At 40.5% G+C, this 26,236-nt stretch carries 21 protein-coding genes; 6 read left to right on the top strand and 15 right to left on the bottom strand.

From position 1 onward, the window contains the following. Nucleotides 1-171 (top strand): hypothetical protein, encoded by a 171-nt coding sequence (locus H6G26_RS14330; protein WP_190729899.1) that lies wholly within the window; start codon nucleotides 1-3, stop codon nucleotides 169-171. 145 nt (nucleotides 172-316) lie between these two features. Here the strand turns inward: H6G26_RS14330 and H6G26_RS14325 are convergent, their stop codons facing one another. From H6G26_RS14325 to H6G26_RS14275, 11 genes are all read right to left on the bottom strand, one after another. Beyond that, a complete protein-coding gene (locus tag H6G26_RS14325; RefSeq protein ID WP_190729898.1) occupies nucleotides 317-925 on the bottom strand; it encodes a DUF4360 domain-containing protein in 609 nt (202 codons plus the stop codon). 183 nt (nucleotides 926-1,108) lie between these two features. After that, nucleotides 1,109-1,741, bottom strand: a complete 633-nt coding sequence (locus H6G26_RS14320) for a DUF4360 domain-containing protein (RefSeq protein ID WP_190729897.1) — start codon at nucleotides 1,739-1,741, stop codon at nucleotides 1,109-1,111. A 734-nt stretch (nucleotides 1,742-2,475) separates the two neighbouring features. After that, nucleotides 2,476-3,108 (bottom strand): DUF4360 domain-containing protein, encoded by a 633-nt coding sequence (locus H6G26_RS14315; RefSeq protein ID WP_190729896.1) that lies wholly within the window; start codon nucleotides 3,106-3,108, stop codon nucleotides 2,476-2,478. 132 nt (nucleotides 3,109-3,240) lie between these two features. Further along, a complete protein-coding gene (locus H6G26_RS14310) occupies nucleotides 3,241-3,876 on the bottom strand; it encodes a DUF4360 domain-containing protein (protein WP_190729895.1) in 636 nt (211 codons plus the stop codon). 732 nt (nucleotides 3,877-4,608) lie between these two features. Beyond that, nucleotides 4,609-5,250 (bottom strand): DUF4360 domain-containing protein, encoded by a 642-nt coding sequence (locus H6G26_RS14305; RefSeq protein ID WP_190729894.1) that lies wholly within the window; start codon nucleotides 5,248-5,250, stop codon nucleotides 4,609-4,611. Nucleotides 5,251-5,783: 533 nt separating this feature from the next. After that, nucleotides 5,784-6,419 carry a DUF4360 domain-containing protein gene (locus tag H6G26_RS14300; RefSeq protein WP_190729893.1) on the bottom strand — a complete coding sequence of 212 codons (636 nt, stop codon included), beginning with the start codon at nucleotides 6,417-6,419 and terminating at the stop codon, nucleotides 5,784-5,786. A gap of 879 nt (nucleotides 6,420-7,298) precedes the next feature. Continuing rightward, on the bottom strand, nucleotides 7,299-8,033 hold the full coding sequence (locus H6G26_RS14295) for an HAD-IA family hydrolase (protein ID WP_190729892.1): 735 nt from the start codon (nucleotides 8,031-8,033) through the stop codon (nucleotides 7,299-7,301). Nucleotides 8,034-8,192: 159 nt separating this feature from the next. Further along, the gene (locus H6G26_RS14290) at nucleotides 8,193-9,311 is read right to left on the bottom strand and encodes a 30S ribosomal protein S1 (RefSeq protein WP_190729891.1); all 1,119 of its coding nucleotides are present in this window, start codon (nucleotides 9,309-9,311) and stop codon (nucleotides 8,193-8,195) included. Between the two features lie 298 nt (nucleotides 9,312-9,609). Continuing rightward, entirely contained in the window at nucleotides 9,610-9,717 is a 108-nt protein-coding gene (locus tag H6G26_RS14285) for a photosystem II reaction center protein T (RefSeq protein ID WP_084227385.1), read from the bottom strand. Nucleotides 9,718-9,826: 109 nt separating this feature from the next. Further along, entirely contained in the window at nucleotides 9,827-11,356 is a 1,530-nt protein-coding gene (gene psbB, locus H6G26_RS14280; protein ID WP_190729890.1) for a photosystem II chlorophyll-binding protein CP47, read from the bottom strand. Between the two features lie 512 nt (nucleotides 11,357-11,868). After that, nucleotides 11,869-12,195 carry a hypothetical protein gene (locus tag H6G26_RS14275; RefSeq protein WP_190729889.1) on the bottom strand — a complete coding sequence of 109 codons (327 nt, stop codon included), beginning with the start codon at nucleotides 12,193-12,195 and terminating at the stop codon, nucleotides 11,869-11,871. 422 nt (nucleotides 12,196-12,617) lie between these two features. Here H6G26_RS14275 and H6G26_RS14270 point away from each other — a divergent pair, with 422 nt between their 5' ends. Next, nucleotides 12,618-14,270, top strand: a complete 1,653-nt coding sequence (locus tag H6G26_RS14270) for an ABC transporter substrate-binding protein (protein WP_190729888.1) — start codon at nucleotides 12,618-12,620, stop codon at nucleotides 14,268-14,270. Between the two features lie 176 nt (nucleotides 14,271-14,446). Further along, on the top strand, nucleotides 14,447-15,472 hold the full coding sequence (locus tag H6G26_RS14265) for an ABC transporter permease (RefSeq protein WP_190729887.1): 1,026 nt from the start codon (nucleotides 14,447-14,449) through the stop codon (nucleotides 15,470-15,472). A gap of 31 nt (nucleotides 15,473-15,503) precedes the next feature. Here H6G26_RS14265 and H6G26_RS14260 read toward each other — a convergent pair whose 3' ends face one another. The 3 genes from H6G26_RS14260 to H6G26_RS14250 all read right to left on the bottom strand — a co-directional run bounded on the left by H6G26_RS14260 (nucleotide 15,504) and on the right by H6G26_RS14250 (nucleotide 18,286). Continuing rightward, nucleotides 15,504-16,109 carry a hypothetical protein gene (locus H6G26_RS14260; RefSeq protein ID WP_190729886.1) on the bottom strand — a complete coding sequence of 202 codons (606 nt, stop codon included), beginning with the start codon at nucleotides 16,107-16,109 and terminating at the stop codon, nucleotides 15,504-15,506. 81 nt (nucleotides 16,110-16,190) lie between these two features. Continuing rightward, a complete protein-coding gene (locus tag H6G26_RS14255) occupies nucleotides 16,191-17,306 on the bottom strand; it encodes an ABC transporter permease (RefSeq protein WP_190729885.1) in 1,116 nt (371 codons plus the stop codon). Nucleotides 17,307-17,404: 98 nt separating this feature from the next. Next, on the bottom strand, nucleotides 17,405-18,286 hold the full coding sequence (locus H6G26_RS14250) for an Npun_R2479 family HD domain-containing metalloprotein (protein ID WP_190729884.1): 882 nt from the start codon (nucleotides 18,284-18,286) through the stop codon (nucleotides 17,405-17,407). Between the two features lie 870 nt (nucleotides 18,287-19,156). Here H6G26_RS14250 and H6G26_RS14245 point away from each other — a divergent pair. From H6G26_RS14245 to H6G26_RS41770, 3 genes are all read left to right on the top strand, one after another. Beyond that, nucleotides 19,157-19,633: a hypothetical protein gene (locus H6G26_RS14245; RefSeq protein WP_190729964.1), complete on the top strand. Its 477-nt coding sequence runs from the start codon at nucleotides 19,157-19,159 to the stop codon at nucleotides 19,631-19,633. A 726-nt stretch (nucleotides 19,634-20,359) separates the two neighbouring features. Beyond that, nucleotides 20,360-21,766, top strand: a complete 1,407-nt coding sequence (locus tag H6G26_RS41775) for an NACHT domain-containing protein (RefSeq protein ID WP_199326875.1) — start codon at nucleotides 20,360-20,362, stop codon at nucleotides 21,764-21,766. Nucleotides 21,767-21,819: 53 nt separating this feature from the next. Beyond that, a complete protein-coding gene (locus H6G26_RS41770) occupies nucleotides 21,820-23,457 on the top strand; it encodes a HEAT repeat domain-containing protein (RefSeq protein WP_199326873.1) in 1,638 nt (545 codons plus the stop codon). 244 nt (nucleotides 23,458-23,701) lie between these two features. Here H6G26_RS41770 and H6G26_RS14235 read toward each other — a convergent pair whose 3' ends face one another. Then, nucleotides 23,702-25,315 carry an iron uptake porin gene (locus tag H6G26_RS14235; protein ID WP_190729883.1) on the bottom strand — a complete coding sequence of 538 codons (1,614 nt, stop codon included), beginning with the start codon at nucleotides 25,313-25,315 and terminating at the stop codon, nucleotides 23,702-23,704. Nucleotides 25,316-26,236: the final 921 nt, after the last annotated feature.

Here is a 26,236-nt window from a genome sequence, read left to right as displayed (position 1 = left end):
ATGATTGCTGCTTTAGGTTGCAGCAGAAAAACATTGCCAGGATATTTGCCGAACCCACTAGTAGCCTGTGTAATAGGAGATGCTAATCAGATAGTTGCACAAGGATATACAGAAGCACCAGGTCAGTATGATACTGACCTGGTGCGCTGGCTTTTCACACATTTATTGTGATGATTAATTTAACAGGTCTTGCCCTTACTAATCTGTTAAGTTTAAATTGATAGGTACGCAAGTTTGTAGTAAGGACTTTAGTCATTATTTTCTAAGCACCAAAGTCCTTACTGAAAACCATCAAAACTAGCTTGACAGACTACTACTAACAAGGAGTCAAATTAAACCTAATTCTATAAATCCCATTGAATCCAATTTGAGTTCGCTGCCCCGCAGCTACATTTGTAGCACGCGCTATCAAAGTTGTGTTGATGCCGAAAACCGAATTCACTGGGTTAGCACACGCGTTTACTGTATCTCCTGTAATAGCTACATCTTTTAGCCATCCACCTGAAGAGCCAGACGAGAAGTTTGCGTTTAGATCACTACTAGATGGAATTACTCTCCCTTGAAACACTGGTCTAACTCTTAAGGCAGCAGTGCCCCCCTGAGGCACATTTGTAGAACCAGAATACCTGAGGTTAATCGGCTGAACTCTGTAGCCTCTAGGCACATTAAGCCCAATTCTGAGATTACAAGATTGTGATACAACCCTAGGAGATACAGCTACAGCCTGAAATCGAGGGAAACTTACAGACAGAGTATTTCCTACCAAACTTGTTTGGGCATTTCCCGACGGGCACCCATTTCCGAAAACAGTTACTGGGATACTTTCAAACTGAAATGCTGGTGTTTGAGCCTGTGCCTCAGATAAACCCACAACATTTAAACTCAGTAGCGTCAAACTGGAAATAAGAGCAGTTAAAACTTTCATATCTTTCATCTCAAATAAGGAGAGCTTCTCAGGTTTGTTGTCAATAACTATGTCTCAAGACACAGAGTCAAAAATTTCTTCAGAGTGATTGAAAGAAATCTTTCGATAAGTTGGTAAAGCAGCTTTACAAAGATCAGGTTTTGGAAAAAATTAAATGCAAAACTAACTATGCATTAAAAAAACCTAACAAGGATTAAAAGCAAACTTGATTTGGAACAATACAGGGCCGATTGCTGTATCTATTTTATCAATTCGGATTTTGGTTTCTTGATTTGCAGGTATATCTCTAGCTCTTGCCGTCAGATTTGTATTGATACCAAAAATCGAACTTACTGGATTTTCACATACATTTATTGTGCCTAATACAATATTTACATCTTTACTCCAAGTAGCCGAGAAACCAGGCGCAAACGTTGCATTTGGATCATCAATAGTTGGGAGTTCTTGACCTTGAAAGAGTATTTTGACGTTCAGGTCAGCACTGCCTCCTGTAGGCACATCTGCAAAGCCAAGATACTTGACTTGAATCGGCTGAACGTTAAATCCAGAAGGTACATTCAGACCAATCCGCAGATTACAGGATGCTGATACAACCTTAGGGGGTGAAGCTTTAGCTTCAAACTCAGAAATTGTTATCGAAAGAGTATCTGCATCTAAAATTCCCTTTGCTGTTCCGTTTGGGCAGCCATTTCCGAAAAGAGTTACTGGAACTTCTTGAAGCTCAAATCCTGGTGTTTGAGCCTGTACCTGAGATAAACCCGCAAGATTTAAACTCAGTAGCGTCAAACTGGAAATCATACCAGTTAAAACTTTCATCTAATAACTCCGCGAAAATCTGTAATCTCCTATGAATATTACATAGAATGTCAATCTCCTAATATACTTCTAGACAGAACAACTTTACCTGGCAAACTCTTTGAGTTTTGGGCATATCTACCAATCATTAAACTTATGGAATACGCTCTGGTTAAAAAAGACATAAATATGATAAAAAAATCAATTTCTAACTCGTAAATTGTTGACCAGCATATTTAACTTATCAGAAAATAATTCAGGAGTCAGGACTTAGAATTCAGGATTGAATTCTGCACGAAAAATCAGATAACGTAGAGGTAGCGAATCTACCAGCGAATGAATAAGTAAGTTTAAGACCCTAACTAAATTCTTCTTTGGAGACGCACTCGCGTTCATTTAGCGTTAAAGAATATAATGGCGGTATTGAACCCCACTAATTGATTCTGACTCCTGAATTCTTACTTCTGAATTCTTCTTTAATTAAGAATTGCCCTCACAAGAAGTTTTACAAATATTATACCATAAAACTATCAAAGAAGAATATATTTTACCTATCCAAAGACATATTTTTTGCAAATTGTGATTTCGTTAGATTTATCAGCTACTTTGGCTTGACCTAGCTATTTATCAAGACAGAAAGTCAAAGATTTCTTCAGAGCGATTGAAGAAATCTTTCGATAAGTTGGTAAAGCTGCTTTACAAACAGCAGGTTTTGTAAAACATTAAATGCAAAACTAACTATGCATTTAAAAAACCTAACAAGGATTAACATCAAACTTGATTTGGAACAATACATCACCAATTGTTGTGTCGATTGGAGCAATTCGGATTTGGGCTTCTTGACCTCTAGGTACATTTGTAGCTCTTGCCGTCAAAGTTGAATTGATACCAAAAACCGAACTCACTGGGTTCCTACATACATTTATTGGGTTTAATACAAGACCTACATGTTTGCTCCAAATATCTGAGAAGCCAGCCCGAAACGTTTGGTTTGGATTATCGGTAGTTGAAACTTCTCTACCTTGAAAGAGTATTTTCACGTTCAGGTCAGCACTGCCTCCTGCAGGCACATTTGCAAAGCCAGCATACTTGATGCTAATCGGCTGAACGTTAAATCCAGAAGGTATATTCAGACCAATCCGGAGATTGCAAGATTTTGGTAGTCCCTTAGAAGATGAAGCTAAAGCTTCAAACGCAGAAGATGTTATTGAAAGAGTATCTCCATTCAAAACTCCCTGTACTGGCCCCGGTGGGCAACCAGTTCCCGAAAAACTTACTGGAACATTTTGAGACTCAAATCCTTGTGTTTGAGCTTGTACTTGAGATAAACCCATAGCATTTAAACTTAGCAGCGTCAAACTGGAAATCAGACCAGTTAAAATTTTCATCTAATAACTCCGCGAAAATGTGTAATCTTCTGTGAATATTAGAGGATGTTAAAAAAGAATTTTTTGTAAGATAAAAGCCTCGAAAACTTTTGTGAAAAATTAAATGCAAAACTGACTATACATTTAAAAAACCTAACAACGCTTAAAAGCAAACTTTATTTGGAACAATACATCCTTGATTGTTGTGTCAATTGTATTAATTCTGATTTGGGTTTCTTGATTTGCAGGTATACCTCTAGCTCTTGCAGTCAGAGTTGAATTGATACCAAAAACCGAACTGACTGGTCTACTACATGCATTTATTGTGTTTGCTACAATATCTATATTTTTGTTCCAAGTATCTGAAAAACCAGCCGGAAACGTTTGGTTTGGATTATTGATAGTTGCAACATTTGCACCTTGAAATGATATTTCAACCCTCAAATCAGCACTGCCTCCGGTAGGCACATCTGCAAAGCCAAGATACCTGACGCTAATCGGCTGAACGTTAGAGCCAGAAGGTATATCAATACCGAATCGCAAATTACAGGATGCTGATACAACTTTAGGAGGTGAAGCTTTAGCTTCAAACTGAGAAAATGTTACTGAAGCAGTATCTCCATTCAAAACTAGCTGTGCTGTTCCGTTTGGGCAACCATTTCCGAAAAAAGTTCCATCAACTTTTTGAAACTTAAATCCTGTCGGTGTTTGAGCCTGTACCTGAGATAAACCGACAACATTTAAACTCAGTAGCGTCAAACTGGAAATCAAACCAGTTAAAACTTTCATATAATAACTCCACGAAAATTATGTAATCTCCTATGCGTATTAGCTGCAATGCCAAACTCCTAACATACTTTTACAAAAACAAATTTTACCCCAGTAGCATTTTCCAGTTTGGAGGATTCTCTAGCAGTTCTTAATTGTCTGCAACACGCTCTACTTAAAAGAGATATAAATAGGATAAAACAATCAATTTCTGACTCGGAAATTATTTATCAGCATATTTCACTTCTCAGAAAATAATTAAGGAGTCAGTACTTAGAATTCAGAATTCAATTCTGTATAACTGGCGGATAGTGCAGCAGTTGGTAGTTTACCAGCAGAATGAATAAATGGGTTTAATACCCTCACGAAGTATTCTCTTTTGGAGGCGCACTCGCGTTCGATTTACTGTTCAAGAATAAAATGGTAGGTCTGGCCCCAGTAAATTGATTCTGAATCCTGAATTCTTACTTCTGAATTATTCTCCAGTTCACAATTGCCACCATAATAAGCCTTGAAAAAATTCAAAATTACAGATAAATATATTTTATCTATCCAAAGACCTATGTTTGGCAAATTTTGATTTTGATAGATTTATCAGCTAGTTTGACTTGACCTAATTATTTATCAAGAAATAGAGTTCAAGATTTCTTCAAAGCGATTGGAAGAAATCTTTCGATAAGTTGGTAAAGCAGCTTTTGAGAGTTAAGGTTTTGAGAAAAATTAAATGCAAAACTAACTATGCATTTAAAAAACCTAACAAGGATTATACTCAAACTTGATTTGGAACAATACATCATTGGCGATTGTTGTGTCGATTGTATCAATTCGGAGTTGAGTTTCTTGACCTGTAGGTATATTTGTACCTCTTGCCGTCACAGTTGAATTGATACCAAAAACCGAACTCACTGGGTTCCTACATGCATTTATTGAATTTAATGTAATAGGCACAAATTTGCTCCAAACATCTGAAAAGCCAGCCGGAAAGGTTCGGTTTGGATTAACGTCAGTTGGAACTTCTCTACCTTGAAAGAATATTTTCACATTCAGATCAGCACTGCCTCCTGTAGGCACATCTGCAAAGCCAGAATAGTTGACGCTAACCGGTTGAACGTTAAATCCAGAAGGTACAGTCAGACCGATCCGCAGATTGCAGGATTTTGATATAACCCTGGGACGTGGAGCTTTAGCTTCAAATTCAGAAAATGTTATTGAAAGGGTATCTCCATTCAAAACTCCCTGTACTGTGTTCGACGATGGGCAACCGGTTCCCGAAAAACTTACTGGAACATTTTGATTAAATATAAGTCCTGTTGTTTGAGCCTGTACCTGAGATAAACCCAGAACATTCAAACTCAGTAGCGTCAAGCTGGAAATAATACCAGTTAAAACTTTCATACTTTTAGACTCCGCGAAAACTTGTAATTTCCTGTACAAATTAGCTGCAACTTAAAATCCCTTGAGATTCTTCTACACAAAAAAATTTTATCCAACAGCCTGCTGGGGACTTATAGCAGTTCTTAATTGTCTGTAATACGCTTTGGTTAAAGCAGAGAGAAATAGGATACAATAATCCATTTATGGCTCTGAAATTATATTATCAGCGTATTTCATTTATTTAAAAATTGCCATTTTGTTGCCAATACTATTTTTAACAACAGATAGCCAAAGATTTCTTCAAAGCTATTGGAAGAAATCTTTGGATAAGTTTGGTAAAGCAACTTTTAGAGGATGTTTTAAAAGGGTATTTTGCTTTCATGATAAATCACGGCGAAGCATCTCAGGACATGGCTGAAATCGAATTTTTTTCGTCGCAGTTGACCTGAGCCAGAAAGGTAAAGTTATACCTTCCGGGACTTTTAAAACATTCTCTTAGAGGCATCATCTGTTGTGAAAAATTAAATGCAAAACTGACTATGCATTTAAAAAATCTAACAAGGATTAAAACCAAACTTGATTTGGAATAATACAGGGCCGATTGTTGTGTCGATTGTATCAATTCGGATTTGGGTTTCTTGATTTGCAGCTACAGTTGTAGCTCTTGCCGTCAGATTTGTATTGATACCAAAAATCGAACTTACTGGGTTCTTACACGCATTTATTGCGCCTAATGTAATACCTACATTTTTGTCCCAGATATCTGAGAAGCCAGCGTTAAACGTTGCGTTTGGATTATTGTTAGTTGGAACTATTTGACCTTGAAATAGTATTCTAACGTTCAGGTTAGCACTACCTCCTCTAGGCACATCTGCAAAGCCAAGGTACTGGACGTTAACCGGCTGAACATTTAATCCAGAAGGTACATTAAGACCGATCCGCAGATTGCAGGCTGCTGATACAACCCTAGGAGGTAAAGCTTTAGCTTCAAACTTAGAAAATGTTACTGAAAGAGTATCTCCATTCAAAATTCCCTCTGCTGTTCCCTTTGGGCAACCATTTCCGAAAAGAGTTACTGGAACTTTCTGAAAAGTAAATCCTGGTGGTGTTTGAGCCTGTACCTGAGATAAACCGACAACATTTAAACTCAGTAGCGTCAAGCTGGAAATAAGACCAGTTAAAATCTTCATATTTTTTGACTCCGCAAAAACGTGTAATTTACTCTGTGCACATTTAGCTGCAACTTAAAATTCCTAAGATACTTCTACACAAAGAAATTCTGCTCAGCAGCCTCTGTGGGGTTTAGGGCTTATAGAAATTATTAATTGCGTGGAATACGCTCTGCTTAAGACAGGCAGAAATACAATCAAACAACCGATTTCTGGCTCTGAAATTATTTATCAGCGTATTTCACTTAATCAGACAATAATTCAGGAGTTAAAATTCAAAATTTAGAATTGAATTCTCTACGATGGTTGCTGACCCTGTCGAAGTATTGGCGCATAGCACAGCCAAAAACCTTGTCTAAGAGAGGCTTGTCTTACGACACGGTATGCGAACGCCAACACTTAGAACGAGCCCACAGCGCCTCAATAAATGAGTTTAAGACCAAAACTAAATCGTTAACGTAGTGTCTCCAAAGGAGAAAGTTTAATAGTTAAATAGGAACCTGCGGGTCTTAATTCCCCACTAATTGATTTTGACTCCTGAATTCTGATTTCTGAATTTTTCTATTGAGAATTGCCCTAACAAGCACTCTCGATGAAATAGTAAGCCATCTGAGAAATAGATTATATCTATCTAAAGACATAGATAATGTAAAATTTGACAAATTGTTGCGGGAAAGTACGTAGGCACGTAGCGGTGAAACTGCGCTCTTGGCAAGGGTTTCCTAGGTTGTAGGTGTTGTAGTAATTGCTGTCAAATAGCGTCAGATGATCGCGAACCTAATAGCGAGTCAGATGCTGCTACGTCGGGAACACAGCTCTTACGAGCATCAATGCTTGTCGTCATACATCGCTTTTACCTAAGATCCTCTCAACAGCTTATTTAGTGTCGCTAAAGGTAAACTAATCTTTTAAAATCTGGATTTCATCGAGTAAATTAATCACCACATCCGCACCTCGGACATTATCCGACTTATCCACCCAAGTGATACCAATACAACCTGCGGCTTTAGCATTACGCGCCATTTGCATATCACCAACGGAATCACCCACCATCAATGTAGCGCCTGGTTCGACTCCCAAAGCTTGACAAGCTTGCAAAAATAGTACTGGATCTGGTTTACTTGGCCCCTCATCTACTCCCATTTCCAACTGGATATAATCACTTAATTGGTGATTCTCTACAAAGTTATGTACTTCTTCAGTTGTTGCAGCCGAGAGGATACCAAGTTTCAACCCTCCTTCCTGTAGGTATTTCAATAAGTCTAAGCTACCCATAAACAGGGGCGAAGGAGTTTGTTCAATATATTTTTCTGCTTCATCCAAAGCTTGACGGGCTATTTTTAAGGACTCAAACCATCCTCTTCCCGTTTCGGCAATATATGCCGCAGCTGCAACTTCTGTTTCACGGCGACTCGCTACCGATATCAAACCCGCCGGATCTAGAATACTACCATTGATGCCAAATGCCATTAATAGTGGTTCCCCAATACCGGGAACTTGAGCATCTATCAATCTTGCTGCTTTTTGTGCAAGCGATCGCAAATACGTTTCTGAATCTTCTAGAGTACCGTTTTTGTCAAACAAAATTGCCTGGATATTATCAAAGGTGATGTTTCTACATTTAATAGTTGCCACAATATTTCATTCCATTTGTTTAGTTAAAATTGAATAGTTATGAGTTCTTATGCTTAACTCCTAACTATTAGTAATTCTCCACATAAAAAAAGAGGGGAAAACCCTCTTTATCCAATGATTTAATACTCTTACTTAAAAATAAGTAAAACTATAAATGTATTATTCTTCAATAGCTGCTGGAATTTGTTCTTCAGTTTCCGTAGCTGCTGGAATTTGTTCTTCAGTTTCCGCAACTACTGGAATATCTTCTTCAAGTTCTGCTGCTGGTGGAATATCTTCTTCAAGTTCTGCTGCTGGTGGAATATCTTCTTCAAGTTCTGCTGCTGGTGGAATATCTTCTTCTACTGAAACTTCCGTGGGTGCAGCAGTTGCACCTTGTTGCTTGGCTAACATTTGTTCACGATATTTAGCAGCCATTTCTTCTGCCTTATCGTACACCAAATCCCGGTTTTTAATCATATCGCCGGGTTCGGGTTCTAGCTGCTTGGTAGATAGAGAAATCCGACCTCTTTCTGCATCCAAGTCAATGATCATAACTTTTACTTCATCATTAACATTGAAGACGCTATGAGGCGTATCAATATGTTCGTGAGAAATCTCAGAAATGTGTAGTAGACCACTCACGCCGCCAATGTCGATGAAAGCACCGTAAGGTTTGATGCCACGAACTGTACCAATTACTACTTCGCCGACTTCTAGGCGGTTCATCTTACGTTCAACCAGCGCCCGTCGGTGAGATAGAACTAAGCGGTTACGTTCTTCGTCCACCTCTAGGAATTTTAATGGTAAATCTTCGCCTACCAATTCTTCTTTAGGTTTGCGGGTACTGATATGGGAACCGGGGATAAAGCCACGTAATCCCTCAATCCTTACCAATGCTCCGCCGCGATTGGTTGCAAATACGCCAGAACGAACAGTAGCATCTTCTGCTTGCAGCTGTCGCACGCGTTCCCAAGCCCGCATATATTCAATACGGCGAATGGAAAGGGTTAATTGACCATCTTCGTTTTCATCGGTAAGGATGAAAAATTCCCGCGTTTCGTTTGACTGTAAGACTTCTTCCGGGCTATCTACCCGGTTAATAGACATTTCTTGTATAGGAATATATGCTGCGGTTTTAGCACCAATGTCAATCAGAGCGCCGCGCGGCTCTATACTGAAAACTGTTCCTGGGACAACATCACCAGGGCTAAAATGATAATCGTATTTGTCAAGTAGAGCAGCGAAATCTTCGTGAGTGAATCCAATTTCTGTAGCGGTTAAATTCTGATTGACCATGCTGATTTGTTCCTGGTTCTAATCTCCGTAAAGGTTGTGCGACAAGCGTGATGTGTAATGTAAACAGTTTTGTGGCAGCTTAACACTTAACATCCTTTTTCATCCTAGCGCAGAAAAGCTAGTATTAACACATATCTACTCCCAAGATTGGAAATTATATCACAATATAAAAATGATTGGTTATTTACTTAGTAGTGAAAACCAACAAAGGACATACACAATAATATCCGTTGCTACAACGCATCGTAGCAACGGATACTTAAGATTCAATCTGCTTGAAGGTCTGGTAAATTAGGATCTACTTATCTTTTGGTTTTTCAAAGCGGGGGGGTTCGCGAAATGCGATCGCAAAGAAGAGAGTACCTATACACAGAGTAAAAATCAAGATGTACGCAACGCTTTCCATATTACGATTTCCTGCTTATCTAGCTAGTAATGAGGGATTAGGGATTGGGTACTGGGTATTAGAAACAGGGAAAACTTTTCCCAGTCTCCAGTCCCCAGTTTCCTGTCCTTTAAAGGGCTTCCTTCCGGCGGGTTGACTTGTCACCCACTTTCTGGAACAGACCCCACTCAACTTGCTCTTCCAGATCCGCATCAACACCAGCAAATACGTCTCGGTAGATTGTCCGAGAGCCATGCCAGAGGTGACCAAAGAAGAACAGCAGAGCAAATACAGCATGTCCAAAGGTAAACCAACCTCTAGGACTGGTGCGGAATACACCATCAGAGTTCAAGGTTTCCCGGTCAAATTCAAAGATTTCACCGCCTTGAGCTTTACGAGCATACTTCTTCACATCAGCTGGCTCTGTAAAGGTTTTACCATTTAGATCGCCACCATAGAAACTGACGGTGACACCAGATTGCTCGAAGCTATACTTAGATTCTGCCCGACGGAAGGGAATGTCAGCGCGGACAATTCCATCTGCATCGGTCAAAATTACTGGGAAGGTTTCAAAGAAGTTGGGGAGACGACGCACGGTCAATTCCCGTCCTTCAGAATCTTTGAATACGGCGTGACCTTGCCAAGACTGAGCAATACCATCACCCTTGACCATCGGCCCTGTACGGAATAGACCGCCTTTAGCGGGGCTATTACCGACGTAATCATAGAAAGCCAGCTTTTCGGGAATCTGCGACCAAGCTTGTTCAAGGGTTGCACCTTGGGCAACGCTTGTTTGGACGCGCTGCTGAATTTCTTGACCGAAGTAGCCCTGATCCCATTGATAACGGGTTGGACCAAACAATTCGATGGGAGTGGCGGCGTTACCGTACCACATAGTACCAGCAACAACGAAAGCAGCAAAGAATACTGCTGCAATACTGCTAGAAAGTACTGTTTCAATGTTACCCATCCGTAGGGCTTTGTAGAGCCGTTCGGGGGGTCTTACTGTGAGGTGGAATAAGCCTGCAATAATACCAACAACACCAGCAGCAATGTGGTGAGCCACAATGCCACCAGGGTTGTATGGGTTAAAACCATCTGGGCCCCATTCTGGTGCGACTGCTTGCGCGGCACCAGTTATACCGTAGGGGTCAGAAACCCACATGCCTGGGCCAAATAGTCCAGTGAGGTGAAAAGCACCAAATCCAAAACAAAGTAGACCAGATAAGAACAGGTGGATGCCAAACATTTTTGGCAAGTCTAGGGCAGGTTCACCAGTGCGGGGATCTCTAAAGAGTTCCAAATCCCAGTAAACCCAGTGCCAAACAGCAGCTAGGAACAAAAGACCGGAAAGAACAATGTGAGCCGCAGCAACGCCTTCAAATGACCAGAAGCCAGGATCGGTTGCTGGGCCACCAGTAACGTTCCAACCACCCCAAGATTGGGTAACGCCCAAACGTGACATGAAGGGTAGAACGAACATCCCTTGACGCCACATGGGATTAAGAACCGGATCGCTAGGGTCAAAAACAGCCAGTTCGTAGAGTGCCATCGAACCAGCCCAGCCTGCTACTAAGGCTGTGTGCATTAAGTGTACAGAAATCAGCCGCCCTGGATCATTCAGAACGACTGTATGTACTCGGTACCAGGGTAGTCCCATCGACTACGCTCCTCCTCGATGAGTTAGTTTACAAAGCAATTTTCTTACTGAGATTCTAAGGAACGAAACTCGCCACTCAGAAAACTCTCTCTTTTTTTTTGTTATTGCCACAGCCAGAACCTTACCACAGCTTAGTCTTATAAGTTAGACAGTGTGGGTGCTTTGGCAATGCTTACTCGCTCCCTTGAGATTTACCCTGTAGGGTAGCCATCACTAAGCAAAAATGAGAATGTTTTAAAAAGTGTAACTATTGATGGAATTGTTTGCAAGCGTGTAAATTGATGCGATCGCGTAGCATCTCCAAGTTTTTTCGCTACCAATCGTTGTCGGGGATTAAATTTTCTTATCTTTTCTTTATGAGGGGAGTGGGGGGCAGGGAGCAGGGGGAGAAGCAAGGGAGCAGGGAGCAGGGAGCAAGGGAGAAGAGTTTTCCCCTCTGCACCCCGCACCCTGCCCCTCTGCCTCTTTCCCAATGCCCAATGCCCAATGCCCAATGCCCAATGCCCCCCTATCTACTGAACAACCAATTGGATGTTTTGCAGTTGACACTTCGTCTCAGCCGTACCCAGGCGTTCAATTACCTGTTCAGCACTCATCAAACGCTTGAGTACTACTTGACCTATAGTCTTACTGGCAATTACTGGTGTTGTTGGCTGCACTTCCACGGTTAAAACAGCTTCTTCAACTCGATAAAGCCACAGCAATTCGTTTTGTTCCACTAAACAAATATTCATTCGCTGAATATCTGGTTGGCGTCGCCATGCGGTTATTTGCCAGAGTCCATCGGATGCCCAAACTCTAGCAACTGTCCATCCCTCAGATAGAAAGAAATACTTCACGCTCTTAGTCTCACTATTTAGACTTTCAATCTGTTGTTTACGATATCGCGATCGCTATTCACTAGTAGTTATGAATTTACGACAATTTTAGTCAATGTTTAAAATTTTAATTAAATAAAAACTTTTCATTACTTAACTAATACCAAAGTTTATCATTTCGTCAATATTTGTTTGTAACAAATAGTGCAATTGTACAATAGCAATCAAATTAACTATGAAGTTTAGTATTCGTTACAAAGTTTTGAGTTTGTTGCAAACTAAGTCACAATATCGAGCAAGTTTTTTCATATTTGCTGCAAGTTATGTTTATTTATAGAAGTATACTTAGTCACAAGTATTACCGTAACTAATTGTAAAAATCAAGCACAATAGTCACAAATGTAGTAAAATTGCTGACCGCTGATATCAAATATTTTATTGCTATGACCTGGATTTCCTTGTCCGTGAAACGGTGGGGTCGGATTACACAATTCCTATCTTTGTTTTGTCTATGTTTATTTTTAGTTGTTAGTTGCGCTCCTCGTCCTAACCCAACTACGCCACCATCAGGTTCTGTGAATAGCCCTACAGGTGATGGTCGTATTACTATAGGTACAACGGCAAAGCCAAGAACTCTTGATCCGGCTGATACTTATGAGTTAGCAGCCTTAGGTTTGGTGTTTAATATGAGCGATCGCCTCTACACCTACGAACCAGGAAGCACAGAAATTAAGCCCCAGCTAGCCACAGCATTACCTAAAGTTAGCCAAGATGCCTTAACTTATACCATCCCCTTACGTCAGGGAGTGGTTTTTCATGATGGGACTCCCTTCAATGCCCAAGCAATGGCGTTTACTATAAATCGCTTCATTCAAAATAAAGGAAAACCCTCTTTTTTGCTGGGAGATATAGTAGATTCGGTAAAAACCACAAGCGAGTATGAATTAACCATTAGGCTGAAAAAACCCTTTGCAGCGTTTCCGTCACTGCTGGCGTTTCCTGGGGTGTGTGCACTTTCACCAAAAGCTTACGAACTTGGTGCAGGTAAATTTAAACCGAATATTTTTGTGGGAACTGGGCCTTACAAATTAGCGCAGTATGGTACTGATTCAATCCGATTTGATGCGTTTGATAAATATTGGGGAGAAAAACCAGTTAACAAGGGTGTTAACCTCCAAATTCAAACTAGTCCAGTTAATTTGTTTAATGCTTTCCGTACACGTGCAATCGATGTAGCTTATTTGTCGCTACAGCCAGATCAAAATCGTAGTTTGGAAGAAGGTGCTAAAAAAGGGGATTGGCAAGCGATCGCATCTCAAGGTAGCGTAGTAAGTTATCTGGTATTAAACCGGAATCAGCAGCCCTTAGATAAATTAGAGGTAAGACAAGCGATCGCGTCAATAATTGACCGTCCACTTTTAAATGAGCGCGCCTTACTTGGTCAAGCAGATCCGCTTTATAGCATGATTCCCACGACATTTAATGTTTCCCAGCCATTATTTAAAGATAAATATGGCGATGCTAACTTTGATCAAGCTAAAAAATTATTAACTACTGCTGGTTTTTCTAAAGAGAATCCGGCAAAAGTACAAATTTGGTATCCTTCTAGTTCACCTACTCGTAGTTTGGCAGCACAGACGCTCAAATCTCTTGTTGATGCCAAGATGGATGGAATCCTTCAATTTGAAGTCACTCAAGCGGAAGGACCTGCCTTCTTTAAAGACATTTCCAAAGGATTATATCCGGCAGCTTTACTTGATTGGTATCCAGACTTTTTAGATCCAGATAATTACGTCCAGCCGTTTTTATCTTGTGATAAAGGTTCAGTTGCGAAAGGATGCGAAGATGGAGGTAGTCAAACTCAGGGTTCGTTTTACTATAGTGAAGCCATCAACAAACTTATTGATCAGCAGCGCAAAGAACTAAATCCCGAAGCACGTCAGAAAATTTTTACAGAAATTCAAACGCAAGTAGTTACTGATGTACCTTATGTTCCCTTATGGCAAAGCAAAGACTATGTATTTGCCCAAAAAGGTGTTAGTAGCGTACAACTAAATCCTACCCAAATTCTGGTTTACAGGACAATTAAAAAGTAGTTATTAGTCATTGAGCATAAGTCATACAGCAGAATTCAGGAGATAGAATTTAGAATTGCAAGAACCTTTAAACTTAGCTTTGAGAGTAAAATAGACAAATTCATTAACTTGAAATTCTCTGTATTCACAAATGACCAATGACAAATGACCAATGACCAATGACCAATGACTAAAATATGTCTCGCTCTAAAGCTTTACAATATTACATCGTTTCCCGGTTGCTTCTCGCGCCACTTCAGCTACTAACAATCATCACGATTGTATTTCTTTTACTAAGAGCGACACCAGGAGATCCGGCAGATGCAATTCTTGGCGGGCGTGCGCCAGAAGCTGCTAAAGAAGAATTGCGAAAACAACTAGGTTTAAACCTTCCTCTATGGCTACAGTACCTCAATTATTTGGGAAGCATACTGCGTTTTGATCTGGGAACGTCTTTAATGAGTCGCGGACAAAATGTTTGGGACATAATTGGACAATATTTCCCGGCGACGGTGGAGTTAGCAATATGTAGTATGGCGGTTGCACTCATCGTTGGAATTTTAGTTGGTACTTTTTCAGCTTCTCGTCCTGGGACATATTTTGATGTCGGTGGACGCTTATTTGGAATCATCACCTACGCACTCCCGATGTTTTGGGCGGGAATGCTTTTGCAGTTGATTTTCTCAGTCCAACTGGGTTGGTTTCCCAATTCCAACCGCTTTCCGCCTAATCTTCCGGCTCCCGCTACTGTGACTGGATTGTATACAATTGATAGCTTACTCGGTGGAAATTTTACCCAGCTTTTCACAGCTTTGCACCATCTTGCTCTACCGAGTCTCACTTTGGGAATTTTGCTGAGTGGGATTTTTGAGCGAATTGTGCGAGTGAATTTAAAGCAAACCTTGCAAGCAGATTATGTAGAAGCCGCTAGAGCCAGAGGTATTGGTGAAAATAAAATTTTAACCTCCCATGCCTTAAAAAATGCATTAATTCCAGTGATTACAGTCTTAGGATTAACCTTTGCTTCTCTGTTGGGTGGGGCGATTTTGACAGAGGTAACATTTTCTTGGCCTGGGTTAGCTAATCGGCTGTATCAAGCGATCGCTGATCGCGATTATCCCACAGTCCAGGGAGTGCTAGTATTTTTTGGTGCGATCGTTGTGAGTGCAAGCATTTTGATTGATATTTTAAATGCTTATGTAGATCCCAGAATTCGATATTAAGTAATGAATTCTGACTCATTCTCAAATTTTGTTAATTTTCTTGAGAAATACCACTGGCTAAAATACCAAGAATTTTATTCACATCTTTGAGATAATATTCGCTTAAATCAATGGTCAATATTTGTTCTTCTAGTTTGAGGAATTGCCAAATACTGCCTGTTGTGACTGCTCCGTAAACTGTTTTAATCTCAGTTGCAGCTTGGTGATTAAAAATTTGGGCTGCTACCATTTCTGCTGCACACTGACCCAAACCTGCATTAATATTCTCTTTTTTAGCTTCTACAACTGTAATTACTGGTGCTGTCAAAATTAGAATTTCTGGAGATTTAGTAATAATAAAATCGCAAATACCGTTTAATCCTTTGCTATTATCGACAGTAAAATCTACCCCAGAAAACAAACCAATTTGTTCCCGTAATTGTCGACGTAAATCAACTAAAATTGGAGCAATAATTAACTCAGAACGAGCTTTCTCACTATTACTGCCTAAAGCGATCGCCAGGTTATAATTGAGTGTTTCTACAAGTAAATTACTCGCAGCTAATTCAGGAGCTTCGGCGAAAATATCACGTTTTTCTAATGTAATTAAACTAAACTCTTGTTTTGCTTTAGCTAAACTAAACTCGCTGTAGGCCATAGAACTACTACTCCGTTTAGTTTCTAGTTGGAGAATACACACTCAATTTTTGCACAAATATCAACTTCAGCTTCTAAAAGCTTATCTTCTTAAACTGCGGGGGTCGAGTGCATCTCGCAATCCATCACCGAGTAAGTTGAATGCTAACACTGTAAGGATAATTAACACAGCAGGTGGCCAAATTAACCAAGGTTGCAATACCAAAATTGAAGCATTGCTAGCCAGAGAAAGCATATTCCCCCAAGATGGGTCTGGTTGTTGAATTCCCAAGCCGATGAGACTCAGTATTGCCTCTGCGCCAATAAAGCTGGGAATTGCAAGAGTAGCAGAGATAATTACATAACTAGCCGTTTGTGGCAAAACGTGGCGGAGGATAATATAAATTTGGTTCCCGCCCATCGCGCGTGCTGCTTGAACAAATTCTCGCTCTTTAATTGATAGTACCTGTCCGCGAATGACTCGTGCTAAACCAGCCCAGCTAATAACCGAAGTAATCACCACAATCAGCAAAAAGCGCTGGGTACTGCTTAAACCAGCTGGTAAGACTGCTCCCAAAGTCACCAAAAGATAAATACTAGGGAAAGTCATTAGCACTTCTGCCAAACGCATAATGAAGCTATCAGTCACACCGCCGAAATAGCCAGAAATTCCCCCAATGAGCAAACCGAGGGGATAAGTAATGATGATGCCAAAAATACCAATAAACATACTGATGCGACCGCCATGCAAGAGGCGACTAAATTGGTCGCGGCCTTGGTCATCAGTACCCAATATATTGACTTTTGCGCCAGTTGTTGTACCAAATAAATGCCAATTTAAAGGAATACCTGGAAAGATTGTAACTTCATCCCACTTCGGGGGTAGTGGCAAACTCATCTGCAACAATCGGTATTCTGGGCCAGAAACAAATAGACGCAGGGGTGATGGCTTTTTGAAGTCTACAATAAGTTCGCGATCGCCTGTTTCTAAATTCGTGTCTCCCTGAGTCGTTGGATAAACATGGGGCCCCATAAACTGCCCTGACTGAGAAACCCAGTGTATTTTTGTTGGTGGGAGTAGTGAACCATTGGGCTGTGAGGCGTAAGGATCATAAGGAGCCACGAAATCAGCTGCAATTACTGCTATGTAGAAAATTAACAGCAAAATTGCCCCAAATCGTGCCAAAGGATTTTTCTTTAGTCGTCGCCACCAATCCATAGTAGTTAGGAGTTATAAATTAGGAGTTATGAGTTATTAAAGTTTTATCTTAATTCATAACTCATGATTAATAATTTTCAACTCCTAACTCTTAACTTCTAATTCCCCACTCCTAACTTCTCTAAATATCGCTGCTGTTCTTGCTGTTGTTTCTCGTGTTCTACAACAAACACATTTGAGTAGAGGTTAGCCAGAATTTGTTTTCCCTGCTGTGTGAGTGATAGATAATGCAGTCCCTCTTGAATATAGGGAAAGACACCATTCCAGTAAAATTTAGCGTAGTTATTCCGTAAATCGGCAGGGGTTTGATAGCCCAAAACTTTATTTACACCAGTTTCTTCAAACTCGTAAAATAAAGAAGTAATTTTTTTCAGATAACGCGGGTCGCTTAGTTGACCAATCAAATCAGCAGCCCGGACTAACCCAGCAAAGCACTTTGTATCTTGATGATCTTCTGCCGCAGGCACAGGAAAGCGGGTCAATTCAATATTGCTCTTAATAGCTTCAGCATCTATTAACTTGTGACCTCCAAAACGCTCATCAATAAAAAGCTTGGCTCTATCAACATGATACGGCGTGAGACTCGCATCAGAAGCGCCAGGAGCTACAGAAATCATTTTGCCATTTTTACCTGTGGCATATAAGCCTGCTGCTTCTCGGTCTTGTCGGCAAACTCCTTTAACATAGCCAATATCATGACTCAGTAAGGAAATAATACAATGCAACCAATCTTCACTGGAAACACCGCCTTCCCTAATGTGTTTGCCACGTAAGATTTCTTGCCCCACCAGGGTAACAAGGACTGTGTGTTCAACATTGTGATAAAGGGCGTCGCTATTGGCAATGTTTTCCAAAGCCATATTACCAGCCCAGGCGATAATGTCCTGATAATCATTTTTAAAGCAGCCGTAGGTGCGACGGTAGCCGTCTCGAATTTCATTTACAAAGGCATCAATTAAAATTTCAGTGGCATTGAACATATCTGGTTACTCTGGTAAATACCAATTATTTCTTGATTGATTTTAAAATTCCATAATCGGGGCCACCCTCACTGGAATTTAGGGCAATGGATTTGCTCCTTTGTAACTCACGTGTAGCTGTAGACGCTAGCTTGATCTATTCCTAAATTGCATAGTAAAGAATCGTTTCCTGGCGACACAAAGGAGTTAGAGGAATTATTGATACCGTACATAGGTTTTTATCAATATAATTTTATACATAAAATTTGGATTTAAAAGTTAGATAAATCTAGATTACTCCACTAGTTTTTCATATCTAACCATTGGTTGACGGTGATCTAAATCCATGTACTGTGTGACCTTGAGTAGCTAGATGAGATGAGATAATTGTTTGTATCATAACTTACCTAAAATCTCCAAGATTGTTTTAATAGTAATTACTCTTAACAAAAATGTTTTATTATATACATTTATATCAAAGGCATTTACTATGAAATACGTCATAGTTGATACGAAATAAATAATTTTCAAGTTTTTTTAAGAAAATATCAAGAATAGTATGCATAGACAGAAAGTGGAGCTAGGACTTTCAAAGGATGGTTAAAGCCATTATTCCTGAGTGCTGGTTTAGGAATTGCGATCGCTCGAACTGCTTCCCTCGCCACCATCGGTAATTAATGATGCAACGTCGGCAAAATTTAAGCGATCGCCAAATCCCCATACAAGAAGATAAAGCCAGTGTTAGGCACTCATAGAATCGGGCGTGTTATGTCTGCGTCCGATTTTAATGACTTCTCTGGCAACGATCGCAGTTACTCTACCCCTGCCTATTGTGCGATCGCATTTACCAATGGGAATCATAACAAACAGATTCACCACGGTAAATATTCAATGGCTTACCAAAACATCACCGCTTCCCTTTCCCCAGCAGATATCCAAGAAATTAAAGCAGCCTTTGCGACTATCCAAGCAAAGTTGCCTTTTCTCGTGACTCTGAGTGTAGAAGAACGACGCAAGTTATTTAAGATGGGCGATAAAAGCCTAGCTTTTGTCAACACTAGCCTGACTGCTGCCCAATCTAACCGAGAAATTCTCCCAGCTAGCTTTGATGTAGATGAGTTTGTGCGCGATTATCAATTAGCCGCCACCCTCACCGAACTGTTGATTAAACTGCAACAACTGACAGAACAGGTAGATGATACCCTAATGGCAGTCGGCAGCGAAGCAATGGGCAGCAGCTTGACAGTTTATGATTATGTGAAGACTGCTGCTAAGAAAACTCCAGGTTTAAAAACTATTGCCGAACAGTTAGGCGAACGCTTTAAAGCTATTAAAAGTAAACCTGCTAAAGCTGCTTCTGATTCATAGGCAAATATTGCCATTCGGTTTATAGCCGTTCTCGCTTGCGTCAAATACAAGCATTCGTAGGGGCACAGCATGCTGTGCCCCTACCGCGTATCGTAGTGTAGTGCATTCAAACAATAAGTGCTGTAGTCTTTGAACTCCGCAAATGAGTAGTTAAACCTCATTAATGAGTCTTTAATACTCGTGAGCGCGTCTTTGATACTCGTGGACGAGTCTTTGATACTCGCGGGAGAGTCTTTAATACTCGTCGGCGAGTCTTTAACACTCGCGGGAGAATCTTTGATACTCGTTGGCGAGTCTTTAATACTCGCGGGAGAGTTTTTGATACTCATCGGCGAGTCTTTGATACTCGTGAGCAAGTATTAAAGACTCTCAATCAGGAATTAGGAATTGCAAGCTTGGTATTATACCGATAGCCGCGTGTAATCTGCCACCCTGCCCTGATTTATGCTCATAACTCCCCGCCACACTAACAAGCTCTCCCTCTTTTTCCTTTTCTGTTTCACCCTACTCCTGATTTTCTTCCTCTCTCTACCTTCCCCCTAAAAAAGGGGGAAGGTAGAGAGCTTTTTGCCCCCCTTTCTAAGGGGGGTTGGGGGGATCAAAAGCCTGTGGGCGCAACTCTAGAAGATTTGTCTATACACCGTAGGAATCGATTGTAAAATTCGCACAGCGAGGACAAAGCTAATAAGCGTGTAGTATGTATATAAACTATATATACCAAGCAATATGAGTGTAAATTTATTAACTATTGTCGCCCCAGTAATAAAAGCAGTAGCTCCAGAAATTGTTAAGAAAATCAATAGTGCATTAAATCCTACAGACTTAGAAAAAGCTTTGAAAGCAGGAGCCAAATCTGCTGATGAATGGGATAATAAGCAATCTTATGAACAGCAGTTGTTCTATCATTGTGACGACAAACAAGCTAGAGAACTTCTAGACCAATTTTTCAAAGATACAGGAGTTCAAGAAGAATTACAAAAGCCTTTTACAGAAAAAACAACCCTAAATCTACAAGCTTTAATTAAAATCTTCGACAAAATTAAATCAGATAAGCCAAACTTAAAGTTTCACGATAAAAGTATTGAACATTGGCTGAAAAAGTTTGCAGATGCTTATTTTGAACACACTAATACATATTTAAAATTTCAAATCGCTAAATCAAATTATCTAAAACAACTGTTAGGCTATTTTGATGGTATTGAATTTGTCGGTATAAAGGTAAAAACAAAAGAAGAAGAAAAATTTGCTAAGCTACCACAAATTTTTGTGATGCCTAATGTAGTTGAGCAGGTGGAAGTTAGAGAAAGCATCGGTTTAAAATTGAATCTAGATTTGGCTTTAGAAGAGACAGCCAACAACCAACGCCAGAAAAATTTACTTTGGGAACAACAAAGTAGTGGCAAGAAATTCTCAGCTAAAGAACTGCTGAAAGAAAGTACACGCAATAAATTTGTTGTGTTGGGAGAACCAGGAATTGGTAAAACAACTTTGATGAGTTACTTTGCTGTGATACTGGCTGAACAGCAGACTGAAAAACTCGGTTTATCAGCAGACTTAGAGTTACTGCCAATTTTGATTAGAATTAGAGACTTAGGCAAAGCTTCAACGAAGAATCTTTTAGAATATGTACGCAATTTTGCTAATAGTATTCATATTAAAGAATTGCCCAAAGGTTTCTTTGAACATTGGTTAGAAGATGGGAGAGCGTTAATTTTACTTGATGGCTTAGATGAAATCGCTAAACCAAGCGATCGCCATGAATTCGTAAAGATAATTCACAGCTTTCTCAGACAATATTCTCAAAATCGGGCAATTATAACTTCGCGTCCAGCAGGTTATAATCGAGGATTTTTTGGTACAGATGAATTTCCTCATTATCATCTGGAAAAATTTGATGATAGTCAAATTGATTTATTTATTCAGCAATGGTATAACAGCAGACTGCCAAACAACTTAGAAAAAGCACAAGAGCTTCAAGAAAGTTTAAAAAAAGCATTAGCAACACAAGAACGCATCAAATTATTAGCACGTAATCCTTTACCATTGACAATTATTGCTTTGATTCATCGCTATGAGGCACGTTTCCTAGATACCGATATGAACTGTATAAACAGGCAGTCGAGACGCTATTAATTAACTGGGATGCAGACAAGGGGATTGAGTCTTGGAAGCTGAATTATATTCAATTGGACGATATCAAAATATTGATGCGGCAACTCGCTTACTGGATTCATTCTCAAGGGAAAAATGGCGATAAAGAAGGCGGTACGCTGATTGATAGAGATGAGCTAATTAGGCAATTAAGCGAATATATTCGTGAATGTAATTATCAAGTTAAGAAACATCAAGCTGAAGCCGAGGCAGAACGCTTAGTTGAGCATATTACAGAACGTTGTGGTTTATTAAACGAACAAGGTCAAGATAGATATGCGTTTGTGCATAAGACATTTCAGGAATATTTGGCGGGTGAAGAAATACGCGATCGCCAATCAGGAGACTTTAACGAAGTACTAAATCACATTCGAGATTATCTACACAATTCCCACTGGCGAGAGGTGTTGTTGCTGTTAATAGCTCAACAAAATCAAAGTAACTCGAGAAGAATTATTGAAGTAATTCTGCAACAAGAAGCTCCTTATGAAGAATGGCTGCACCGCAATCTTTTGTTTGCAGGTACTTGTTTAGCTGAAGATTTAAAATTATCTGATGAGAAATTGATTACAGATATTTTGCAGGGATTAGTTGAGCTTGAAATTAGGGATGAACAAAGAGTAGGTGAGAAAGTTAAATCACAGGTTTTTCAAATTCTTTGCAATTTAAATGAAACCCGGTTTCAAGCTCAAGTAGTAGAACGGTTGAAAGCATCAGCAGATTTGGTAGATGAAGGGCGACTGCGAAAATATCGGGCAGCTTTAGGTGAACAGCAGGAAGTATTGGCAGAACTGGTGGGTTTACGCAAAGATGAGAGTCAGATGGTGCGTCACTCTGTTGCTGAAGCATTTGGCGAGTTGGGCAACGCCTCGTCACAGGTAGTTGAAGCACTGCTGGGTTTACTCAAAGATAAGAGTGAGATAGTGCGTTACTCTGTTGCTGAAGCATTGGGCAAGTTGGGCAACGCCTCGTCACAGGTAGTTGAAGCACTGCTGGGTTTACTTAAAAATGAGAGTGAGATGGTGGGTTACTCTGTTGCTCAAGCATTGGGCGAGTTGGGCAACGCCTCGTCACAGGTAGTTGAAGCACTGCTGGGTTTACTCAAAGATGAGAGTCAGAGTGTGCGTAACTCTGCTGCTTTTGTATTGGGCAAGTTGGGCAACGCCTCACCACAGGTAGTTGAAGTACTGCTGGGTTTACTTAAAAATGAGAGTGAGAGTGTGCGTAACTCTGCTGCTGAAGCATTGGGCAAGTTGGGCAACGCCTCGCCACAGGTAGTTGAACCACTGCTGGGTTTACTCAAAGATGAGAGTGAGAATGTGTGTAAATCTGCTGCTGAAGCATTGGGCAAGTTAGGCAACGCCTCGCCACAGGTAGTTGAAGCACTGCTGGATTTACTCAAAGATAAGAGTTGGATAGTGTGTTACTATGCTGCTGAAGCATTGGGCAAGTTGGGCAACGCCTCGCCACAGGTAGTTGAAGCACTGCTGGGTTTACTCAAACATGAGAGTAGCATAGTGCCTTACTCTGCTGCTTTTGCATTGGGCAAGTTGGGCAAAAACTCCAGCAATGTTACTGCTACTGTCGCCGAATGGATTTCACAACACCAGGATTCAAAATATGTAGGCAGTGGAATTGATGCGCTGTGGAATTTGATAGTAAGAGAAGAATAATTTGTAAATCCTAATCTAAATTAAGTGGGGCTATTTTCTTCAACCACCAAACATTACTTCCAATTCCATAGCAATTGAACGAAGATGGCAATAAAAATTACATTAGACCTCTTGCATAAGTCGAATAGACCCCCCTTAATCCCCCCGATATATTGGGGGGAAACTTGAAATCTTGCGCCCTCCCCTTCACAAGGGGAGGGTTGGGGAGGGGTGATTTAAGGATTTTTGCAAGAGGTCTATTCAGTTAAAAATCAAAGGTTGTCCGAAGCACACCCACATACTGCGTATCATTTCTACTGTCGTTTTCTGGGTTGAGAATCACCCAAAAACCAGGAGTCACTGAGATATTATCGTTCAGGCGGTAGCGATAGAATGCTTCGATATGGTAGGCGGTGTCTCGATCTTGACGAACATCACTGTTAGAGACACGCGGTGGTATACCAAACAGAATTCCCGGCAAGTTACCCCTACCCCCTACATCAGGAAACGACACACCAATTGCCCCAAACCAGACGTTGGCATTGTCACCACTGTTCACAAATAGAGAATCTGTTCCACCCCTGCCATTGGAAATATTACTTAAACCAGAGTTCTTGGCATTTGCCCAAATATATCCACCCCAACCGTGGATTTGGAAATTCGGGGAGAAGCGATAGAATCCCTGTGCGCCGACAATATCGTTGGAAGTAGCAATGTTGTTGCCAAAGGGAGCGTTTGACAAGGTGCTACCCGTCCCAGCTGTGACATCAACTACTCCACCAGGGCTATAGCCATGAGAGTAGGCAACACCAATAGCTCCTTGCTCACCATAATAGGCTAAGTGCGCCAGGGCATTGTAGCCACCATCAAACAAGCCGTTACTAGCCGATGGCACATTGGGACTGCTGGCTAAATAACCCAAGGTGAGAGTCAAGTCTTTGGTAATGTTCCAGTTAGCGGCTGCACCCCCGCCACCTCGCCGGAATAAGGGACTGTATGACCCAAAAAGTGAGGGAACCCCATTGCCGTCGTCAGCGATTGTGGCGGGAGTGACGGTGGTTGAAATATCGGTGTAACCAATGCCTGTGGGCCCAACAACGAAGTTAAGAGACTCACTAACTGGGAAGTAATAACGGACGTGGGGAATTATCAGTGTATTGTTGCTGTCGTTGTCGAAGTTTAGGCGTGTCATCCCTGTACCTGTGGCTGCGGCAATTTGGCTTGTACCATTAGAATTCGCAAAGTTGCCAAACTCCAGCCGGACTCGCAACAAATCTTTCCCTGTGAAGCTACTCTCAAAGTTGAGACGACCCCGGTTTGCAAAGTAGATACGGGAGTCATCATCTTCACCACCGACTCTATTACCAAACGTATCACTAATGGCGGTAATAATTTGAGCATTCAGCCTTGTAGTGGTGGAAAACTGCTGTGCCTCCAGTGTTCCTGTACGTGCCTCCAGGGTATCAACTCGCCCGCGCAGAGTTGCTAGTTCTGCTGCAAAGTCTGACTGCAACTTTTGCAGCACTGCTAAGTCCTGCTTATTAACTAAATCACTAGTAGCTGTGGCAATCAACTCATTAATACGATCCAAACAAGCATTTAAACCTGCGGCAAATTCATAACGGGTTAAGGCACGGTTACCACGATAGGTGGAATTGGGATAACCTGCAATACAGCCGTAGCGTTCGACCAGCGATTGCAATGCACCAAATGCCCAATCAGTTGGTTGTACATCAGAAAACTGGGAAACAGAATTGACTTGTCCCTGCAAATTTCTATTAGCATCTGTTGCATTAGAATCATCTTCTGGAGGTGCTGCCCAAACTGCTGGGATTGCCAAAAATAGGAGAAAAAAGCTATGAAAAATAATTTTTAGCATTGACTTATTAGTTGAAATGGTTAAATTCTGACTTCGTAATTAAGGAATCGCGCAGAAACAAATTACCTATTTGCTGAGAGGTAATAAAGATTCAAATCATTTTGAAGTGTGATCTGATGGTTCCATTCCCTATGAAACTCAAACTTCTCTAAGTAGACGTTTTACTAACCGATTCCTACCAGATTAGCCTTACATTTATCAACTTATCAGGTAATTTATTCTTGTGCGATTTTTTAATACAATTTTTAGCGTAAACGTAGCTTAACTTAACCTAGTAACCGCACTTTTTCTGTTATTGTCAGAAACACTTAGTAAAGAATTTTCCACAAGCGATCGCAAGGGTTTTGAGATTGCTTATCTACAAGATGCTACCCTAAAGAAGTATGTAATTAACTTACATTAAGAGCTAGCTATCCCTCGACTAAGACTTTTGCCAGTACATTTTATAAACTAAGCTTTTTCTAATCGATATTTAAGTACCCAATCAATAACTGACCTTTGAATTTTGAGCTTATATATAGTTTTTGAGTAATATTCTTGATGAGCAGAATAGTCTAAGCACTAAATATCAAAAAATTATGATTGATAAATGGAAAAAAGTTTTTAAACAGTGTTGCAGTAGAAATCGAATCAATTAACAGCGTACTTCATCGGTAAATTCAGCTTGCTGTCATTAAAAAGACGTTTGAAAAGTATTATGTAAAACATCAAAGTCATCAAAGACCTAACCCCCTGACTCCCTTTTGGGGACTTGATTGCTTATTAAACTCAAAGAACCTCACCCTGCCAAAACTACGCTTTGTCTTCCCTCCCCGCTTGCGGCTACGGTGTACACACATCTCTGTACAGACCCAAAATCGTTGGAGATCCCCCTAAATCCCCCTTAAAAAGGGGGACTTTAAGAGACTTTTGCCCCCCTTC

It is taken from the genome of Nostoc sp. FACHB-888 (assembly GCF_014696655.1).
GTDB lineage: Bacteria > Cyanobacteriota > Cyanobacteriia > Cyanobacteriales > Nostocaceae > Nostoc.
Note: the sequence above shows the minus strand (reverse complement) of the source record. Positions and strands in the feature narration are given on the sequence as shown.

Excerpts from the sequence above, each read along its gene's own strand:
- H6G26_RS41775 (WP_199326875.1), top strand. The coding sequence starts at position 20,360 with ATGAGTGTAAATTTATTAACTATTGTCGCCCCAGTAATAAAAGCAGTA.
- H6G26_RS14300 (WP_190729893.1), bottom strand. The coding sequence starts at position 6,419 with ATGAAGATTTTAACTGGTCTTATTTCCAGCTTGACGCTACTGAGTTTA.
- H6G26_RS14305 (WP_190729894.1), bottom strand. The coding sequence starts at position 5,250 with ATGAAAGTTTTAACTGGTATTATTTCCAGCTTGACGCTACTGAGTTTG.
- H6G26_RS14265 (WP_190729887.1), top strand. The coding sequence starts at position 14,447 with ATGTCTCGCTCTAAAGCTTTACAATATTACATCGTTTCCCGGTTGCTT.
- H6G26_RS14270 (WP_190729888.1), top strand. The coding sequence starts at position 12,618 with ATGACCTGGATTTCCTTGTCCGTGAAACGGTGGGGTCGGATTACACAA.
- H6G26_RS14260 (WP_190729886.1), bottom strand. The coding sequence starts at position 16,109 with ATGGCCTACAGCGAGTTTAGTTTAGCTAAAGCAAAACAAGAGTTTAGT.
- H6G26_RS14290 (WP_190729891.1), bottom strand. The coding sequence starts at position 9,311 with ATGGTCAATCAGAATTTAACCGCTACAGAAATTGGATTCACTCACGAA.
- H6G26_RS14245 (WP_190729964.1), top strand. The coding sequence starts at position 19,157 with ATGGCTTACCAAAACATCACCGCTTCCCTTTCCCCAGCAGATATCCAA.
- H6G26_RS14235 (WP_190729883.1), bottom strand. The coding sequence starts at position 25,315 with ATGCTAAAAATTATTTTTCATAGCTTTTTTCTCCTATTTTTGGCAATC.
- H6G26_RS14315 (WP_190729896.1), bottom strand. The coding sequence starts at position 3,108 with ATGAAAATTTTAACTGGTCTGATTTCCAGTTTGACGCTGCTAAGTTTA.
- H6G26_RS14250 (WP_190729884.1), bottom strand. The coding sequence starts at position 18,286 with ATGTTCAATGCCACTGAAATTTTAATTGATGCCTTTGTAAATGAAATT.
- H6G26_RS14285 (WP_084227385.1), bottom strand. The coding sequence starts at position 9,717 with ATGGAAAGCGTTGCGTACATCTTGATTTTTACTCTGTGTATAGGTACT.
- H6G26_RS14310 (WP_190729895.1), bottom strand. The coding sequence starts at position 3,876 with ATGAAAGTTTTAACTGGTTTGATTTCCAGTTTGACGCTACTGAGTTTA.
- psbB (WP_190729890.1), bottom strand. The coding sequence starts at position 11,356 with ATGGGACTACCCTGGTACCGAGTACATACAGTCGTTCTGAATGATCCA.
- H6G26_RS14255 (WP_190729885.1), bottom strand. The coding sequence starts at position 17,306 with ATGGATTGGTGGCGACGACTAAAGAAAAATCCTTTGGCACGATTTGGG.
- H6G26_RS14325 (WP_190729898.1), bottom strand. The coding sequence starts at position 925 with ATGAAAGTTTTAACTGCTCTTATTTCCAGTTTGACGCTACTGAGTTTA.
- H6G26_RS14330 (WP_190729899.1), top strand. The coding sequence starts at position 1 with ATGATTGCTGCTTTAGGTTGCAGCAGAAAAACATTGCCAGGATATTTG.
- H6G26_RS14320 (WP_190729897.1), bottom strand. The coding sequence starts at position 1,741 with ATGAAAGTTTTAACTGGTATGATTTCCAGTTTGACGCTACTGAGTTTA.